This window comes from Sphingomonas sp. MJ1 (PH-R8) (assembly GCF_048058635.1).
Lineage (GTDB): Bacteria > Pseudomonadota > Alphaproteobacteria > Sphingomonadales > Sphingomonadaceae > Sphingomonas.
The window spans coordinates 107,352-123,299 of record NZ_JBBEFX010000007.1 but is presented as its reverse complement, the minus strand read 5'-3'; the positions used below and the strand labels follow the sequence as shown (position 1 = coordinate 123,299).

The following is a 15,948-nucleotide window of genomic DNA, read 5'->3' as shown; positions in this document are numbered from 1 at the left end:
GGGACGATGAAGCGCGTTTTGGCGGCCACGCTGGCATTCGCCGCGGCCGCAATGATATCGGGCACGCCTGCCGCAGCCCAGCAGGCCACAGACCTCAAGGTCTCTGCCGGCAAACCGTATAAGCACAAGCTCAGCGGGCTTCGCTTGCCGGCCACCCTGGCAGGCGCGCCCCGCATCAAGGCGATCGCGATCGGCGAAGATCTGCTCGACGTCTCGGCCAGCTACGAGAGCTCCGACGGCGCCGAGTTGCTGAGCCTTTACGTCTACCGCCAGGCAAGCGGTGCGCTACCGGTGTGGTTCGATCGCGCCCGCTGGGCAATCGAGAACCGACCGGACGTCTACGGTAAGCCCGTCGCCGCAGTAGGAAGCCCCAGCTTCGTGCCGCCCGGCCAGCAGACGGAAAGCGGCCTGATCGCCGCCTACACCCTCAATAAGCCTCCGTATCGGAGCACCGGCGTCGCCATCCTCCCCTTCAGCGAATGGCTGGTGAAGCTGCGCTACTCGTCCAAGACCCTGGAATCGGCGAGCCTCGCCACCGCGATGCGCGAGGCGTTGGCCGAACTCGAATGGCCGCGGGGGGTCGCGCCAGCGCCTGCGACCAGCCCGGTTGCGGAATGCCCCACGCCGCTGGCCCTGTCCGGTGAAGCGAAGCCTGCGCCGGCCAATGGCCCCGCGGCTTTGATGGCTGCCTTCATGGGACTCGCGGTGCATGCCGACACAAAGAAGCAGGACGCGCCGACTCCGCAGCCTGCCGTCTCCTGGTGCCGGGACGCCACGATCCTGAAGGCAGGCGGCGTGTATCGGCCAGACGCAGCCACCGACCGCTACCTCATCGCCCTGTCGGACGCTGGCCGCGGCATCTTCGTCCAGCCCGATGCCGCCAGCGCATTGCTGGCAGAGAGCAAGCGCGCCGAGCCCAGTTGGTCCGTCGCTTTGATCGACCTGGGCACCATCACCAATTTTCAGGCGCAGGACCGACTTCCCCCGCCCGAGCAGGTAGTGGAGCACATCATCCGCGGCCCGATCAACTCGCGCGTCAACACCTGGGGCAAGGATCGGAGCATCAACATCAGTCCCGGCGCCTTCAGCGAGGCGAAGTAGAAGGCTTCGCGAGCATCACTGCGGGTAGTCCATCCCCCGCGTAGGCATGGATCCAGGGTCTGACAGGCTCAAGGAGCGTCGCGCTTGGAACCCCGGACTCCCGCCTTCGCGGGAGCACAGGGACAGGCTTGTTAAGGCCAGCGCGCCGGTTCCTCGCATTCCGATGGCGAAAATTTGGGCCGTTCGACACCGAGGGGCTTGCGCCCGAGTCCGGGGGCGGATAGGGGACCGCCTCCCAAGCGCCCGTAGCTCAGCTGGATAGAGCATCAGACTACGAATCTGAGGGTCGGACGTTCGAATCGTTCCGGGCGCGCCATTTTCCTACATCTCCGTCTTCACGCCGACGGCACCCGCTCGGGCGCCGCGTCGGGGAAGATCCGCGCGACCAGCGCTTCCGAACCGACGCCGATCGCTGCTCCTGCGAGGACGTCGATCGGAAAATGCGAGCCGGTCGGCAATTGGAGCGCGCCGGTAGCCACCGCCGCCGCATAGGCGGGACCGCTCGCGCCTGGATATTCCCGCATGATCGCGCGGCTTACCGCCATCGCCCCCGCCGTGTGGCCGGAGGGGAAGGAATTGTGCGGCCCCTCGTTGCGGTCGCCCCGCGTGAGCCGGTGATCATGGTCGCTGCTGAACAACCGCGGCCGTGCGCGATCGACCCTGCGCTTGATCGCGGCCTTAATCGCCGTGGCCGCGAGATGGCTGGCCAGCATGCGCGCGCCCGTGCGTGCGAGGCGGCGATCGCCCCGTGCCGCACCCACAACCGCCGTGCTGATCGACAGCGCGATCAGCGGCGGCTGGTCGGCAAGCTCGCGCACCAGCTTCAGCGCACGCACCACGACGTGGTCGTGCCATTCGGCAGCGGCGTGCCCTGCCTTGATGTCGACGCGCTCCAACTCGTGCGCCAGCGCCTTGCCCGTCCTGCCCTTGCTCATTCGTCGCCTTCCATGGGTGCGCACGAACAACCCTTCGGAGCATGGCAGGCTCCATCGGCGCTTGGAGCCCGGGCACGGGGCGGCTACAGCCCCGCGCCATGACCGATCCGACCTCGATCCGCCGCCTCTACGGCCGTCGCCAGGGACACAAGCTGCGCCAGGGCCAGGCCGCGCTGGTGGAAGGCCTGCTCCCCGTCGTCAGCATCCCCGACGAAGGTCCGCTGGACGCACAGGCGCTGTTCGGCGACACACGTCCGCTGGAGTTCGAGATCGGCTTCGGCGGCGGCGAGCACCTCGCAGGCCAGGCGGCGATGCGCCCGGACCATGGCTTCATCGGCTGCGAGCCTTTCCTGAACGGCGTCGTCGGCGCGCTCAACCACATCCGCGACGGGGAGTTGGAGAACGTCCGCCTGCACATGGGTGACGCGCTGGAGGCCCTGGAGCGGCTGCCCGACGCCAGCCTGGAGCGCGTCTACCTCCTCCACCCCGATCCCTGGCGCAAGGCGCGCCATGCCAAGCGCCGCATGGTCAACGACGGCCCGCTCGACATGATCGCCGCCAAGCTGAAGCCCGGCGGCGAGTTCCGCCTCGGCACCGACGACCCGACCTATTGCCGGTGGTCGATGATGGTGATGCGCGGGCGCCGCGACTTCGCGTGGCAGGCGGAGACGGCGCAGGACTTTCTCACCCGCCCGGCCGACTGGCCGGAGACGCGCTACGAGCGCAAGGCGCGGCGCCAGGGGCATGAGGTCTGGTACTTCCGCTACCTGCGGCTATGAGCGCAGGGATGACCGCTGCCGACCTGCTGGACCTGTTCGTCACGACCCTGGTGCGGGATGCGGGCGGCACGCGCCGGCACTGGCGGCTGGTGATCGGCCAGGTCACCGTTCACAGCCTGGACACGCACGCGCACTGCAACTGGTCGATCCACCCGTCGGGCAACGCCGCCGCGGTCGAGGCGGTGGAGCGGGTCGCCGACGACCTGCGCGAGCGGCATCCGATCGTACGGGGATAGGTCAGGCACTCCCTTTCCCCTCTTCCGTTTGTCTCGGCTAGCCTTGGAGCCCGTCGAGACCGCGTATCGAGAGGCCGGTTGCGGGGCATCTCTCGATATGGGCTCTCGACAAGCTCGATCCCTACTCGAGACAAACGGGAAAGTGTTGGCTCGGCCTTCAAGTGGATGCCGATGCCGGCTCACCGCTCCGGCCGGCCGAAGCGCGGCCTCAGTCCGTGTTCGACCCCGTCCCGGCATTGGCGTTGGCGCCAGTCTTGCCCTCGCCTTCGCTGCCTTGGCCCAGACCGCGATAGTCGATATCCGTCTGGCCGCCATGGCCCAGGAAGCCGCTCTGCTTCTCTTCCTTCCCCGTGTGGGGGTTGGGATAGGCGCCGCCGCCGCTCTCGCCGCCGGCATTGCGGCCGTTCACCCGCTCCTGGTCGACGCCGTCCTGGCCCTCTGCCACGCCCTTGCCGGCTGCCTGCATCGGTTGCTTGTCGCTCATGGTCCGTCTCCTCGGAATCTCTCCTTTCCGAACCAGTGCCGGCGGCGAGGGTTCCGTTCAGTCGGCGGGCGTGGCCGGGATCGGCCCCTGCTCCGTCGCCTCCAGCAGCGTGTCGCCCCCGAGGGTGCGGTAGAGGGTGACGCGGTTGCTCGCGGCCACCAGCCGGGTCTGCACCAGGGTGCGCTGCGACTGGTAGAGCGATCGCTGCGCGTCGAGGCTCGCGAGGAAGGTGTCGATCCCGCCCCGATAGCGCGCCTCGGTCAGGGTGAAGGTGTCCTCGGCGGCCGCGGTCTGCGCCTCGGTGGCGCGCAGCTGTTCGCCGATCGTCCCTTGCCGGGCGAGGGCGTCGGACACTTCGCGGAAGGCGATCTGGATGGTCCGCTCATACTCGGCGAGCAAGCCCTCGCGCTGCGCCTCAGTCAGCCGGACGTTTGCGCGTGCGGCACCCGCCTGGAAGATCGAATAGGCCACCGAGGGCCCGGCCGAATAGGTGAAGGCGCCGTTGTCGAACAGCGAACCCAGCGCATTGCTGGCGAGCCCCAGCACCGCCGTCAGCGAGATGCGCGGGAACAGCGCGGCACGGGCAGCGCCGATCTCGGCGTTGGCGGCACGCAGCTGGTACTCCGCCTGCACCACGTCGGGCCGGCGCAGCAGCACGCCGGAGTCGACGCCTGCGGGAAGCGCCCGGATGGCAGGCGCCGCCTGCTCGATGGTCTCCGGCAACAAGGCACGGTCGAACGGCGCACCGACCAGCAGTTGCAGCGCATTCACGTCCTGCGCCAGCTGGGTACGCTGCTCCGCGACGTCCGCCTGGGCGGCGGTTAGGATCTGTTCGGCCTGGCGCAGATCGGTGCGGGGCGCGACCCCGCCCCGGAGCCGTGCGCGCGTGAGCGTGACGCTGCGCTCCGCACTGGCCGCCGTCTGCTCGGCAATGCGCAGCAGGCTCGTGTCCGCGGCATAGGTGAGCCAGGCGTCCGCGATGTCGGCGACGAGCGTCAGCCGCGTCGCGCGCGCCGCCGCTTCGGTTGCGAAATACTGGTTCTGCTGCGCGCGCGTGAGCGAGCGGATCCGGCCGAACAGGTCGAGCTCGAACGAGGTGACGCCCAGGTCCGCGCCGAAGCGGTCGCTCGTCCTCGCCCCGCTGCCGCCTTGGTCCCCCGAGCTTCCACCGTCGGTGCCGCTGCCGGACGATTGCCCGGCACTGCGCGACCGGGTGTAGCCGGCCGAGGCATCGACTTGCGGGAACAGCTCCGAACGCTGGATGCGGTACTGCGCCCGTGCCGCCACGATGTTCGCAGCGGCGATGCGCAGGTCGCGGTTGTTGACCAGCGCCTGGCCGATCAGCGTCTGGAGACGCGGGTCCACGAACACGTCGCGATAGCTCACCACCGGCAGGCTCGCCTCGCTCTGGCGCAGATAGGCATCGCCCACCGGCCAGGACGCGGGCACCGGCGACGGCGGACGGACGTCCTCCGGGGCCATCGAACAGCCTGCCAGCAGCAGCGGCAAGAGCGCGGTCAGCCGGGCGTTCATGCCGCGGGTTCCTCCTTCGGCAGGTCCTTGGGCTGGTGACCGGTCGGCTTGCCGCGGAGCTTGGCAAGACCGTCGCGCACGCCGCGGCGCACCAGCACGAAGAACAGCGGGATGTAGAAGATGGCGAGGATCGTGGCCGTCACCATGCCGCCGATCACCGACGTGCCGATCGCGATGCGGCTGTTGGCACCGGCGCCCGTGGACAGCGCGAGCGGCAGCACGCCGAAGATGAACGCAAGGCTGGTCATCAGGATCGGACGCAGACGGATGCGGGCCGCCTCCAGCGCGGCGTCGATGACGCGCGCGCCCTTGCGCTCTGCCTGTTCGGCGAACTCGATCATCAGGATCGCGTTCTTGGCCGCCAGCCCCATGGTCGTGAGCAGGCCGATCTGGAGATACACGTCGTTCTCCAGCCCGCGCAGCGTCACGAAGAACACGGCGCCGATCAGGCCGAGCGGGATCACCAGCAGCACCGCAATCGGGATCGACCAGCTTTCATAAAGCGCAGCGAGGCACAGGAAGACGACCAGCAGCGACAATCCGTAGAGCAGCGGCGCCTGGCCGGAGGACAGCCGCTCCTGGAACGACAGCCCGGCCCAGGCGACGCCGACACCCGGGATCTCGGCCGCAAGCGCGGCGATCCGCTCCATCGCCTCGCCCGAGCTGGTGCCCGGGGTGGCATCGCCCTGGAACTCGTAGGACGGCAGGCCCTGGAAGCGCGACAGCGTCGTCGGTGCCACGCCCCAGGAGGTCTGCGCAAAGGAAGAGAAGGGTGCCATCGAGCCGTCCCCGGTGCGGACGAACCACTGGTCGAGATCGGAGGGCGCGGCGCGGTAAGGCGCATCCCCCTGGACGTACACCCGCTTCACGCGGCCACGGTCGATGAAGTCGTTGACGTAGCGGCCGCCCCACGCGGTCGACAGGGTGGCGTTGACGTCGCTTTGCGAGAGACCCAGCGCGGAAAGCTTGGTCTGGTCGAGATCGACCTGCAGCGTCGCGACGTCGGGCAGTTCGGTCAGGCGCACGCCCGTCAGCTTCGGATCGGCGGTTGCGGCCGCGAGCAGCTTGTCGCGCGCTTCTGCGAACGCCTCGGCGGACATGCCGCTGGTGTTCTGCAACTCCATGGTGAAGCCGCTCGATTGACCGAGACCCCGGATAGCCGGCGGGATCAGCGCGTAGACCTGCGCGTCGCGCAAGCCGCGGAAGGCGGCACCGGCACGGGCGACGATCGCGTCGGCGCTGTTTTCCTTACCCTCGCGCTCCGACCAGTCGACGAAGTTCATGAAGCCCTGGCCGGTGTTCTGGCCGGCCGCTCCGCTGCCGCCGCCGCTGACCGTCAGGATGGTGCGAACGTTCTTGCCTTCGTGCTTGAGCAGGTAGTCCTCGACCGCCCGCTGCACCGCCTCGGTACGCCCGCGCGTGGCGCCGGCCGGCAGCTGATAGCGTACCAGCGCCGCGCCCTGGTCCTCGGTCGGCAGGAAGCTCGTCGGCAGCCGCACGAACAGCAGCACCAGCAGCGCGAGAACCCCTGCATAGATCAGCAGGAACAGCCACTTGCGGTTGATGACCCGCTGCACGCCGCCCTCGTAGCGCGCGACCATCCGTTCGAAGCCGTGGTTGAAGCCGTGGCGGGCGCGATCCGCCAGGCGGACGACGCCCGGGAAGCGGCGCGCGAACCGGCTGTCGCGCAGGTGTTCGCCATTCTCGTCGCGCGGGTTCTGCTTGAGCAGCGTCGCGGTGAGCGCGGGCGAGAGGATCAGCGCCACCAGAACCGACAGCACCATGGCCGCCACGATCGTCACCGAGAACTGGCGATAGATCACGCCGGTCGACCCGCCGAAGAAGGCCATCGGCAGGAACACCGCGGAAAGGACGATGCCGATCGCGATCAGGGCGACCTGGATCTCCTTCATCGACTCGATGGTCGCCTCGCGCGGCGTCATGTCGGGATTCTCTTCGAGCAGACGCTCGACGTTCTCGACCACCACGATCGCGTCGTCGACCAGCAGACCGATCGCCAGCACCAGCCCGAACAGGGTCAGCGTGTTGATCGAGAAGCCTGCAAGATAGAAGACGGCAAAGGTGCCCAGCAGCACGACCGGCACCGCGATCGTCGGGATCAGCGTCGCACGCCAGCTCTGCAGGAACACGAACATGACGATGACGACCAGGATCACCGCTTCGATCAGCGTCTTGATCACTTCCTTGATCGACAGCTGGATGAAGGCGGTCGTGTCGTTGGCGTAGTCGTAGGTGTAGCCCTGCGGGAAGTCCTTGGCGCGGCGCGCCACTTCCGCCTTCACCAGCCGGGCGGTCTTGAGCGCGTCCGCCCCCGGCGCCAGCGAGATGGCGACGCCGGCGCCGGGATGCGCGTTCACGCGGCTGAGCGAGCTGTAGTTCTCCTGGCCCAGTTCGACGCGGGCGACGTCGCCGAGCCGGACGCTCGCACCGCTGCTCTGGGTCTTCAGGATGATGGCGCGGAACTGCTCGGGGGTCTGGAGACGCGCCTGCGCGGTCACGGTTGCGTTCAGCAGCTGGGTGTTCGGCTGCGGCTGCCCGCCCAGTTCGCCCGCGGCCACCTCGGTGTTCTGGTTCTGGATGGCGGTGATGACGTCGCCGGGGATCAGGCTGTAGCTCGCGAGCTTGGCCGGATCGAGCCAGATGCGCATGGCATATTGCGAGCCGAAGACGTTGGTTTCGCCCACGCCCTCGATGCGGCCCAGCGGCTCGACGAGGTTGGATTCGAGATAGTCGGAAACGTCGCCGTTGGTGCTGCGGTCGGTCTCGTCATAGACGCCGACGATCATCAGGAAGTCGGGGTTCGACTTGGTGACGCGCAGCCCCTGCTGCTGCACCTGCTGGGGCAGGCGCGACAGCGCTTGCTGGACCTGGTTCTGGACCTGCACCTGCGCGATGTCGGGATCGGTGCCCTTGGCGAAGGTCGCGCTGATCGTCACCTGCCCGCGCGAGCTGGACTGCGAGCTGAAATAGAGCAGCCCGTCGATGCCGGTCAGCTGCTGCTCGATGATCTGGGTGACGCTGTTCTGGATCGTCTGGGCATTCGCGCCCGGATAGGTCGCGCGGATGTTGACCTGGGGCGGCGCGACGTCGGGATACTGCGCGATCGGCAGGCTGAAGATCGCGCCGATGCCCGCAAGCATGGTGATGATCGCGATCACCCAGGCGAAGATCGGGCGATCGATGAAGATCCGGGACATGCTGGCTCAGCCCCCCTTGGCGGAGGTGGCTGCGCCCGACTGGTTGCCCTGCTTGCCCTGGCCGGAGGGGCTCCCCTGCGGCGGGGCGACCCGTTGCGGGCTGTCCGCGGGAACCGGGCGGATCTGGGCGTTGGGACGCAAGTTGCCGGTCCCCTGCACGATCACCTTGTCGCCGGGCTGCAGCCCCTGGGTCACCACCCAGTTGGTCCCCTGGGTCAGGCTGGTGACCACCTTGCGCTGAACGGCGGTATTGTTGGGCCCCACCACAAACAGCGTCGCGTCGCCGGCCGGGCTGCGGCTGATGGCGGGCTGCGGCACCAGGAAGGCCCGGCTGTTGATCGACTGGGCGAACACCGCGCGTGCGAACATCCCCGGCAGCAGCAAGCCGTTCGGGTTGGGGAAGCGGGCGCGCAGCGTCACCGTGCCGGTGCTGGGATCGACCAGCGATTCCGCGAACTCGACCGTGCCGGTCTGTTCATAGTCGCTGCCGTCCTCCAGCTTGAGCCGTACCGTGGCACGGCCCGGAGCGACGCCGTCGCGCGACAGCGCGCGCCGCAGCGCGAGCAGCTCTGCACTGGACTGCTGGATGTCGACGAAGATGGGGTCCAGACGCTGGATCACCGCAAGCGGGTCCGCCTGGTTGGCCGTCACGAGGGCGCCGACGGTCGCGAGCGAACGGCCGATGCGTCCGGTGATTGGAGCCGGGACGCTGGTGAAGCGCAGGTTGATCCGCGCCGTTTCCAGCTGCGCCTGCGTCTGCGCGACCGAAGCCTGGGCCTGGCGCGATGCGGCGGCGGCGTTGGTATATTCCTGCTGCGAGACCGCTTCCATCCGCGCCAGCGGGCGCAGCCGCTCCGCATTCACCCGGGTCGCCTCGGCGTTGGCACGGGCACTCTGGAGGTTTGCCTGCGCTTCCGAAACCGCGGCGCTGTAGATGCGGGGGTCGATCTCGTAGAGCGTCTGGCCCCGCCGGACGATCGAACCTTCGGTGAAGAACCGGCGGCGGATCACGCCCGCGACCTGGGGCCGCACCTCCGACTGCTCATAGGCGGTGACGCGTGCGTTCAGTTCGACGGTCTGGGCGACGCTGGTCGGCTGGACCACCACGAAGCCGACCTGTGCCGGCCCGCGTGCGCCGCCGCGTCCCCCACCCTTTTCCTGCTCTTCCTCATGCGAGCAGCCGGCAAGCAGCAGAGCCGCCGCAAACATGGGAAGGGTCGCGCGAGGAAAAGCCGGGTGCATAGCGAAAGCCTGGTCGTTGCACGACACCACGGCCGAGGCCGCGGCTACGCGCCGGGGATACGGGCGGCTCCGCACGGAGCAGCCGGACGCAGACCCGGAGCTGGCGCTCTGGGCATCGCTGGCCGCCCGCCGAGGCGCTGGGCAAGGACGGGGCCTTGTTAGCCGTCGCCTCCGCGGGCTGGCAATCGCTACTTTGTAACCGATTGTCGCAGGTTAGCGCGCCCCTTCGGCGCTTCTTCCTTGGGCGTTTCGACGGGCTCGACCGCCCCGATGCCGCCGTAGAGGGTCCCAAAGAAGTCGCCCCGGTTCCAGACCGGCCGTTCGGGCGCATCGGCGATGTCGCGGGCGATCTGATAGTTCACCTTGATGAAGCGGACGCCGGATTCCCAGTCGATCGCCGGGTCCTGCACCACCTCGTCGGAGGGCTGGTGGTAATGTTCGGCAAAGAACTTCTCGACCGCAGCCTTGCCCGCGCCGGCCTCACCCGGCCACAGGAAGACCGAGGGGATGCCCTGCTGCACGAAGCGGTAGTGGTCGGAGCGCACGAACAGGCCCTGCTCCGGCATGGGATCGGGCGAGAAGCTCGCCCCCGCCATCGCGGCCGCGCGGCGCACGATCGGCCCCAGCGTCGAACGGTCCGCGCCGAACGCGATCACGTCGGTGAACTTGTAGGTGATGATCGGCATGTCGAGGTTGACGTTGGCGACCAGTGCCGACTTCGCGATCGTGGGATTGTTCGCGAAATAGTCGGAGCCGACCAGCCCCTTCTCCTCGGCGGTGACGGCCAGGAACAGGACGCTGCGCCGCGGCGGCTGCCCGGAGGCCTGGAACCGTTTCGCTTCCTCGATCAGCGAGGCGACGCCGACCGCATTGTCCATCGCCCCGTTGTAGATGCTGTCGCCCTTCACCGCGGTGCCGACACCGACGTGATCCAGGTGCGCGCTCAGCACGACCACCTCGCTCCCCACTGCGGGATCGCTGCCGACCAACAGCCCAGCGACATTGTAGCTGGTGAAGGGCGTGCTGGTGGTGGTCATCCGCACGGACAGGTTCTTGTGCAGCGGGATTGCCTCGAACCGCTCCGGGCCCTTGAGCGCGGCCGCGACCTGTTCCCAGCTGGTCGAGGCGCCCGCGAACAGCTTGGTGGTCGCGGCCTGGCTGAGCATGCCCAGCGTCGGCGTGGAGGGTGCGGGGACGTTGGCGATGCCGTTGCGGTTCACCCAGGTGACGCGGGGCTGGTTCCAGCTCTCGGCCAGCTTGGCGAAGGGCCGCTGCTTGGCCGCCTCCGGCGTCTCCAGCGTGACGATGCCCACCGCACCCTTGGACATGGCGATCGCGGCCTTGGTGGCAGGGCTGCCGAAGTGGGCGCGCTCCTCTCCGTTCAGGCCGTCGGGCGTTCCCGGCACGATCGCCACGATCTTGCCCTTCACGTCCACGCCCGAATAGTCGTCGCGGCCGATGCTCGGCGCGACCAGGCCGTAGCCGACGAACACGACCGGCGCGTCCACCGCCAGCTGCGGCGTCGCAGGGTTGCCGGCGGGGATATAGTCCTCCCCGAACACGAGCGGCTCGCCGCCGATCGCGACGCCACCCTTGTCGGCCGGCTTGTAGCTCAGCAGCGGCACCTTCTGGAGATAGCTGCCCTGGTCGCCCGCCGGCCGCAGCCCGGCCGCATAGAATTGCGACGCCACATAGTTGGCGGCGATGTCATATTCCGGCGAACCCGCCTCGCGCCCGCGCAACGCGTCGGAGGCGAGGAACAGCACATGCGCCTTCATCGCCGCTTGGTCGGCGGGCAGCGGCGCGTTCGCGGCGGCATTGCGCTGGGCAACATCGGCGGCGGGCTGCGCGGCCGGCGCAGGCTTGGCCTTCTGGGCCAGAACCGGGGATGCGATCGGAGCGGTGGCGACGAGGGCGACGAGCGGCAGGACGGTACGGAGCATTGGAATCCTTGGCGTCGAGGGCATATGGGTCGGCTATGCAGCGGGCCGCGGTGCGACGCAATCACGCGCGCACTCAGGCCCCGACCGCCTCCGCAAGGGTTTTCCGATGGCCGACGCACTCCGTTCCCCCGACCAGCCTCCCGCGCCGATCCTGCGCAGCGACTATCGCGCGCCGGACTGGCAGGTGTCGGAGATCGCGCTGGAGTTTGACCTCGATCCGGCACGCACGGTGGTGCGCGCGAAGCTGCACGTGACGCGCAACGGCGACCACGACCGGCCGCTCCGCCTCGACGGCGACGGGCTCCAGCCGCTGTCGGTGGGGATCGACGGGGTGGCCGGCAGCAACGACCGCTGGCGCATGGACGGCGACGCGCTGGTGGTCGACCTCGACGGCGATGCCCATGTCGTGGAGACGGAGGTCGCGATCGCGCCGGAGCGCAACACCCAGCTGATGGGGCTCTATGCCTCGGGTGGGAACCTGTGCACCCAGTGCGAGGCGGAGGGCTTCCGCCGCATCACCTTCTTCCCCGACCGGCCCGACGTGCTCGCGCGCTATTCGGTGCGCATGACCGCGGACAAGGCGCGCTTCCCGGTGCTGCTCGCCAACGGCGACCCGATCGCGCACGGCGACCTGGAAGACGGCCGCCACTGGGCCGAATGGCACGACCCCTTCCCCAAGCCGTCCTATCTCTTTGCGCTGGTCGCGGGCGATCTGGTCGCCAACCGCGCCACCTTCGTCACGGCAAGCGGTCGCGAGGTGCAGCTCGCCATCTGGGTGCGCGAAAAGGACCTCGCCAAGACCGATCACGCGCTCGACGCGCTCAAGACGTCGATGGCCTGGGACGAGCGCGTCTATGGCCGCGAGTACGACCTGGACGTGTTCAACATCGTCGCCGTTGACGACTTCAACTTCGGCGCGATGGAGAACAAGGGCCTCAACATCTTCAATTCGCGCTACATCCTGGCGGACCCGGATACCGCGACGGACCACGACTATGACGCGATCGCGGCCGTCGTGGCGCACGAGTATTTCCACAACTGGTCGGGCAATCGCGTCACCTGCCGCGACTGGTTCCAGCTTTCCCTGAAGGAGGGCTTCACCGTGTTCCGCGACCAGGGCTTCTCCGCCGACCAGGGATCGGCCGCCGTCAAGCGGATCGAGGACGTGCGCTCCCTGCGCGCAGCTCAGTTCCCGGAGGACGCGGGTCCGCTCGCGCATCCGATCCGCCCGGACAGCTATCTGGAAATCTCCAACTTCTACACCGCCACCATCTACAACAAGGGCGCGGAAGTGGTGCGGATGCTCCACACCATCCTGGGCCCGCAGCGCTTCCGCGCCGGCACCGATCTCTACTTCGAGCGCTTCGACGGCACCGCCGCCACCTGCGAGGACTTCGTCGCCTCCATGGAGGAGGCGAACGGGGTCGACCTCGCGCAATTCCGCCGCTGGTACTCGCAGGCGGGGACCCCGCGGGTCACCGCCACGCTGGAGCACGAGCCGGGCGGCGGCACCGCGACGCTGCACCTCGCCCAGGCGGTTCCGCCCACGCCCGGCCAGCCGCACAAGCTGCCGATGGTGCTGCCGCTCAAGCTGCGGCTGTTCGGCGGAAACACCGGCCGGCCGCTCGGCGACGAGCAACTCGTCTTGCTGTCGGACGCGGAGGCGACGCTGCGCTTCGAGGCCGTCACCGAGCGGCCGGTGCTTTCGATCAACCGCGGCTTTTCCGCACCGGTAATCGTGGACACGAACCGGACGCCTGCAGACCTGGCCTTCCTCTCGGGCCACGACGACGATCCCTTCGCGCGCTACGAGGCGATGCAGCAGCTGATGCTCGACACGCTTGTCGCGTCGGTGGCGAGCGGGCGCGGCGACCATGGCGCGGTGGTGGATGCCGTGCGCGAGACGCTGCGCAACCCGGAGCTCGACCGCGCCTTTGTCGCGGAGGCGGTGCTGCTCCCTTCCGACAACTTCATCGGCGACCAGCTCCCGATCGTGGACCCGGACGCAATCTTCCGCGCGCGGGAGGCCCTGCGCCGCGACATCGGCCGCGCCCTCGAACGCGACTGGCGCCAGGCCTATGAGGATACGCGCGGCGGTGCGTTCGAATATTCGCCGGACGCCAAGGGCAAACGCCGCCTGAAGACGGTGGCGCTCGGCTATCTCGCCGCCTCGGGCGCGCCCGACATCGGCGAGCTCGCCTTCGCCCAGTTCGAGCAGGCGGACAACATGACGGACCGGCAGGGCGCGCTGATGACGCTGGTGAACGGCCCCTGGGACCAGCGGGTCGCCGCGCTCGACATCTTCTACAATCGCTACCGCGACAATCCGCTGGTGCTGGACAAGTGGTTCTCGACCCAGGCGCTGTCGACCCGCGACGACACGCCCGAGCGGGTGGAGGAACTCGCCGGCCACCGCGACTTCACTCTGGCCAACCCCAACCGCGCGCGCGCGCTGGTGGGTGCGTTCGGGGTCAACCAGCGCGCCTTCCACGCAGCCGACGGCCGCGGCTATCGCTTCTTCGTGCAGCAGCTGATCGCGCTCGATCGGCTGAACCCGCAGACGGCGGCCAAGATGATGCCGCCGCTCGGCCGCTGGCGCCGTTTCGATCCCGCCCGACAGCAGGCGATGCGCGCCGCGCTGGAGCAAATCCTCGCCTCGCCCGGCCTGTCGAAGGACATGCTCGAGCAGGTGAGCAAGAGCCTCGCCGCCTGATCTCCTGGACTCCACGACCAAGGTTGTTTGTTATGCGTCTTCCGCTTCTCGTTGCGCTGCTTGCCACCACCGCCTGCACGCAGGCCCAGAGCGTTTCCCCGCAGTCCGCGACCGCGTTAAAACCCATCCCGTCCACGACCGAGGACGATGGCTATTCGGTGGAGGCGCAACGCGCCAAGATCGCGCGGGTCGACATTGCGCCCGACACCGGCTTCCTCTCGGCCGAGGAGCGCCAGGTGGTGAACCTGCTCATACAGGCATCCGACCTGATGACGCCGATCTACCTGCGCCAGCGCTCGGTCCACAATCCGGAGACGCGGCTCGTGATTTCGCGCATGCGCCGGGCGGATCAGCCGCTGGTCCTCGACTGGTTCGACGCCAACCTGGGCCCGTGGGACGACTTTGCCGAGCTGCGCCCCTTCTGGGGGGACCAGCCGATGCCGGAGGGGGCCGGCTTCTATCCCGAGGACCTGACCCGCGAGGAGTTCGACGCCTATGTCGCCCGGAACCCGGCGGAGAAGGCAGCGCTCACCAGCCTCTACACGGTGGTGCGGCGCGACGGCACCAAGCTGAAGGCGGTGCCCTATTCGGTGGAGTATCGCGAATGGCTGGAGCCGGCGGCCAAGCTGCTCGAGCAGGCGGCGGCCGTCACCACGAACCCCAGCCTCAAGCGGTTCCTGACGCTGCGCGCGAAGGCGTTCCGCACCGATGACTATTTCGAGTCGGAGCTTGCCTGGATGGACCTGAAGGACACGCCGATCGAGGTCGCGATCGGGCCGTACGAGGTCTATACCGATCGGCTCTATGGCGCGAAGGCAGCGTTCGAGAGCTTCGTGACGATCAAGGACCCTGAGGAGTCCGCCGCGCTCGACAAGTACAAGCATCACTTGCGCGACATGGAAGCGAACCTGCCGGTCGACGCGCGCTACAAGAACTTCACGCGCGGCTTCGAATCTCCGATCGCAGTCGCCGAGCAGGTGCGCGGCGGCGGCGACAACGAGCATGGCGGCCGCACCATCGCCTTCAACCTGCCGAATGACGAGCGGGTGCGCGAGGCCAAGGGCGCGAAGAAGGTAATCCTCTCCAACGTGCTGGGCGCCAAGTACGACCGCATCCTGGCCCCTATGGCGCCGCTCGTGCTGGTGCCGGATCAGGCCGGGCTGGTCGCCAAGAAGTACATGCAGCTCGAGACCCTGTTCCACGAGCTGTCGCACAGCCTGGGGCCGGGCAACATCACGGTGAACGGCCGCAAGACCAGCGTGAACGAGGAGCTGAAGGAACAGGCCTCGGCGTTGGAAGAGGCCAAGGCCGACGTGATGGGCGTGTGGAACATCCTGTTCATGATGAACAAGGGCGAGCTGCCGGTCGCGGAGAAGCCGCAGCTGTTCTCGACCTATCTGGCGGGCGTGTTCCGCGCGATGCGCTTCGGCACGGCAGAGGCGCATGGCCGCGGGGCTGCGATGCAATACGGCTACCTGCGCGACAAGGGCGCCTTCGCCTGGGACGCGGGTGCCGGCCGCTTCCGCATCGACGACGCCAAGATGGAAGCCGGGCTGCGCGACCTGCTCCGCGACATGATCGTGGTGCAGGGCAATGGCGACTATGCCGGCGCCAAGGCGATGCTGTCGCGCTGGCAGCAACTCGATGCCGATGCGCAGAAGGTCGTCGGCACGATGACCGCGATCCCCGTCGACATCCAGCCGATCTACCCGACCAGCATCTGACCGGATGGGGAGGCGTATCCGTCGCCTCCCCTCTTCCGCC

The 15,948-nt window shown here is 68.6% G+C and carries 11 protein-coding genes and 1 tRNA gene; 6 read left to right on the top strand and 6 right to left on the bottom strand.

Annotation, left to right across the window (positions count from 1 at the left end):
- Positions 1 to 6 precede the first annotated feature (6 nt).
- The gene (locus VPH46_RS08410; protein ID WP_416610431.1) at positions 7 to 1,101 is read left to right on the top strand and encodes a hypothetical protein; all 1,095 of its coding nucleotides are present in this window, start codon (positions 7 to 9) and stop codon (positions 1,099 to 1,101) included.
- Positions 1,102 to 1,340: 239 nt separating this feature from the next.
- Positions 1,341 to 1,417: transfer RNA gene (locus VPH46_RS08405), tRNA-Arg, on the top strand.
- Between the two features lie 19 nt (positions 1,418 to 1,436).
- Here the strand turns inward: VPH46_RS08405 and VPH46_RS08400 are convergent.
- Complete coding sequence (locus VPH46_RS08400; RefSeq protein WP_416610429.1) at positions 1,437 to 2,036, bottom strand: phosphatase PAP2 family protein; 600 nt, start codon at positions 2,034 to 2,036, stop codon at positions 1,437 to 1,439.
- Positions 2,037 to 2,134: 98 nt separating this feature from the next.
- Here VPH46_RS08400 and trmB point away from each other — a divergent pair, with 98 nt between their 5' ends.
- Both trmB and VPH46_RS08390 read left to right on the top strand, forming a co-directional pair.
- Positions 2,135 to 2,815, top strand: a complete 681-nt coding sequence (trmB, locus tag VPH46_RS08395) for a tRNA (guanine(46)-N(7))-methyltransferase TrmB (protein ID WP_416610427.1) — start codon at positions 2,135 to 2,137, stop codon at positions 2,813 to 2,815.
- Positions 2,816 to 2,823: 8 nt separating this feature from the next.
- On the top strand, positions 2,824 to 3,051 hold the full coding sequence (locus VPH46_RS08390) for a hypothetical protein (protein WP_125959314.1): 228 nt from the start codon (positions 2,824 to 2,826) through the stop codon (positions 3,049 to 3,051).
- A 208-nt stretch (positions 3,052 to 3,259) separates the two neighbouring features.
- On the opposite strand, the gene VPH46_RS08385 is transcribed toward VPH46_RS08390, so the two are convergent.
- The 5 genes from VPH46_RS08385 to VPH46_RS08365 all read right to left on the bottom strand — a co-directional run bounded on the left by VPH46_RS08385 (position 3,260) and on the right by VPH46_RS08365 (position 11,471).
- Positions 3,260 to 3,535 (bottom strand): hypothetical protein, encoded by a 276-nt coding sequence (locus tag VPH46_RS08385; protein ID WP_416610425.1) that lies wholly within the window; start codon positions 3,533 to 3,535, stop codon positions 3,260 to 3,262.
- A 57-nt stretch (positions 3,536 to 3,592) separates the two neighbouring features.
- Positions 3,593 to 5,068, bottom strand: coding sequence for an efflux transporter outer membrane subunit (locus VPH46_RS08380; RefSeq protein WP_416610423.1), 1,476 nt, complete (start codon positions 5,066 to 5,068; stop codon positions 3,593 to 3,595).
- Positions 5,065 to 8,286, bottom strand: coding sequence for an efflux RND transporter permease subunit (locus VPH46_RS08375; RefSeq protein ID WP_416610421.1), 3,222 nt, complete (start codon positions 8,284 to 8,286; stop codon positions 5,065 to 5,067). Before VPH46_RS08375 ends, VPH46_RS08380 begins: the two co-directional genes overlap by 4 nt.
- A 6-nt stretch (positions 8,287 to 8,292) precedes the next feature.
- Positions 8,293 to 9,495 (bottom strand): efflux RND transporter periplasmic adaptor subunit, encoded by a 1,203-nt coding sequence (locus VPH46_RS08370; protein WP_416610419.1) that lies wholly within the window; start codon positions 9,493 to 9,495, stop codon positions 8,293 to 8,295.
- A 221-nt stretch (positions 9,496 to 9,716) separates the two neighbouring features.
- Entirely contained in the window at positions 9,717 to 11,471 is a 1,755-nt protein-coding gene (locus VPH46_RS08365) for a M28 family metallopeptidase (protein WP_416610417.1), read from the bottom strand.
- 106 nt (positions 11,472 to 11,577) lie between these two features.
- On the opposite strand from VPH46_RS08365, the gene pepN reads away from it, so the two are divergent.
- Both pepN and VPH46_RS08355 read left to right on the top strand, forming a co-directional pair.
- Positions 11,578 to 14,184, top strand: a complete 2,607-nt coding sequence (pepN, locus tag VPH46_RS08360; RefSeq protein ID WP_416610415.1) for an aminopeptidase N — start codon at positions 11,578 to 11,580, stop codon at positions 14,182 to 14,184.
- A 32-nt stretch (positions 14,185 to 14,216) separates the two neighbouring features.
- Positions 14,217 to 15,908: a dipeptidyl-peptidase 3 family protein gene (locus VPH46_RS08355; protein WP_416610413.1), complete on the top strand. Its 1,692-nt coding sequence runs from the start codon at positions 14,217 to 14,219 to the stop codon at positions 15,906 to 15,908.
- Positions 15,909 to 15,948: the final 40 nt, after the last annotated feature.

Excerpts from the sequence above, each read along its gene's own strand:
- VPH46_RS08410 (WP_416610431.1), top strand. The coding sequence starts at position 7 with ATGAAGCGCGTTTTGGCGGCCACGCTGGCATTCGCCGCGGCCGCAATG.
- VPH46_RS08400 (WP_416610429.1), bottom strand. The coding sequence starts at position 2,036 with ATGAGCAAGGGCAGGACGGGCAAGGCGCTGGCGCACGAGTTGGAGCGC.
- trmB (WP_416610427.1), top strand. The coding sequence starts at position 2,135 with ATGACCGATCCGACCTCGATCCGCCGCCTCTACGGCCGTCGCCAGGGA.
- VPH46_RS08390 (WP_125959314.1), top strand. The coding sequence starts at position 2,824 with ATGACCGCTGCCGACCTGCTGGACCTGTTCGTCACGACCCTGGTGCGG.
- VPH46_RS08385 (WP_416610425.1), bottom strand. The coding sequence starts at position 3,535 with ATGAGCGACAAGCAACCGATGCAGGCAGCCGGCAAGGGCGTGGCAGAG.
- VPH46_RS08380 (WP_416610423.1), bottom strand. The coding sequence starts at position 5,068 with ATGAACGCCCGGCTGACCGCGCTCTTGCCGCTGCTGCTGGCAGGCTGT.
- VPH46_RS08375 (WP_416610421.1), bottom strand. The coding sequence starts at position 8,286 with ATGTCCCGGATCTTCATCGATCGCCCGATCTTCGCCTGGGTGATCGCG.
- VPH46_RS08370 (WP_416610419.1), bottom strand. The coding sequence starts at position 9,495 with ATGTTTGCGGCGGCTCTGCTGCTTGCCGGCTGCTCGCATGAGGAAGAG.
- VPH46_RS08365 (WP_416610417.1), bottom strand. The coding sequence starts at position 11,471 with ATGCTCCGTACCGTCCTGCCGCTCGTCGCCCTCGTCGCCACCGCTCCG.
- pepN (WP_416610415.1), top strand. The coding sequence starts at position 11,578 with ATGGCCGACGCACTCCGTTCCCCCGACCAGCCTCCCGCGCCGATCCTG.
- VPH46_RS08355 (WP_416610413.1), top strand. The coding sequence starts at position 14,217 with ATGCGTCTTCCGCTTCTCGTTGCGCTGCTTGCCACCACCGCCTGCACG.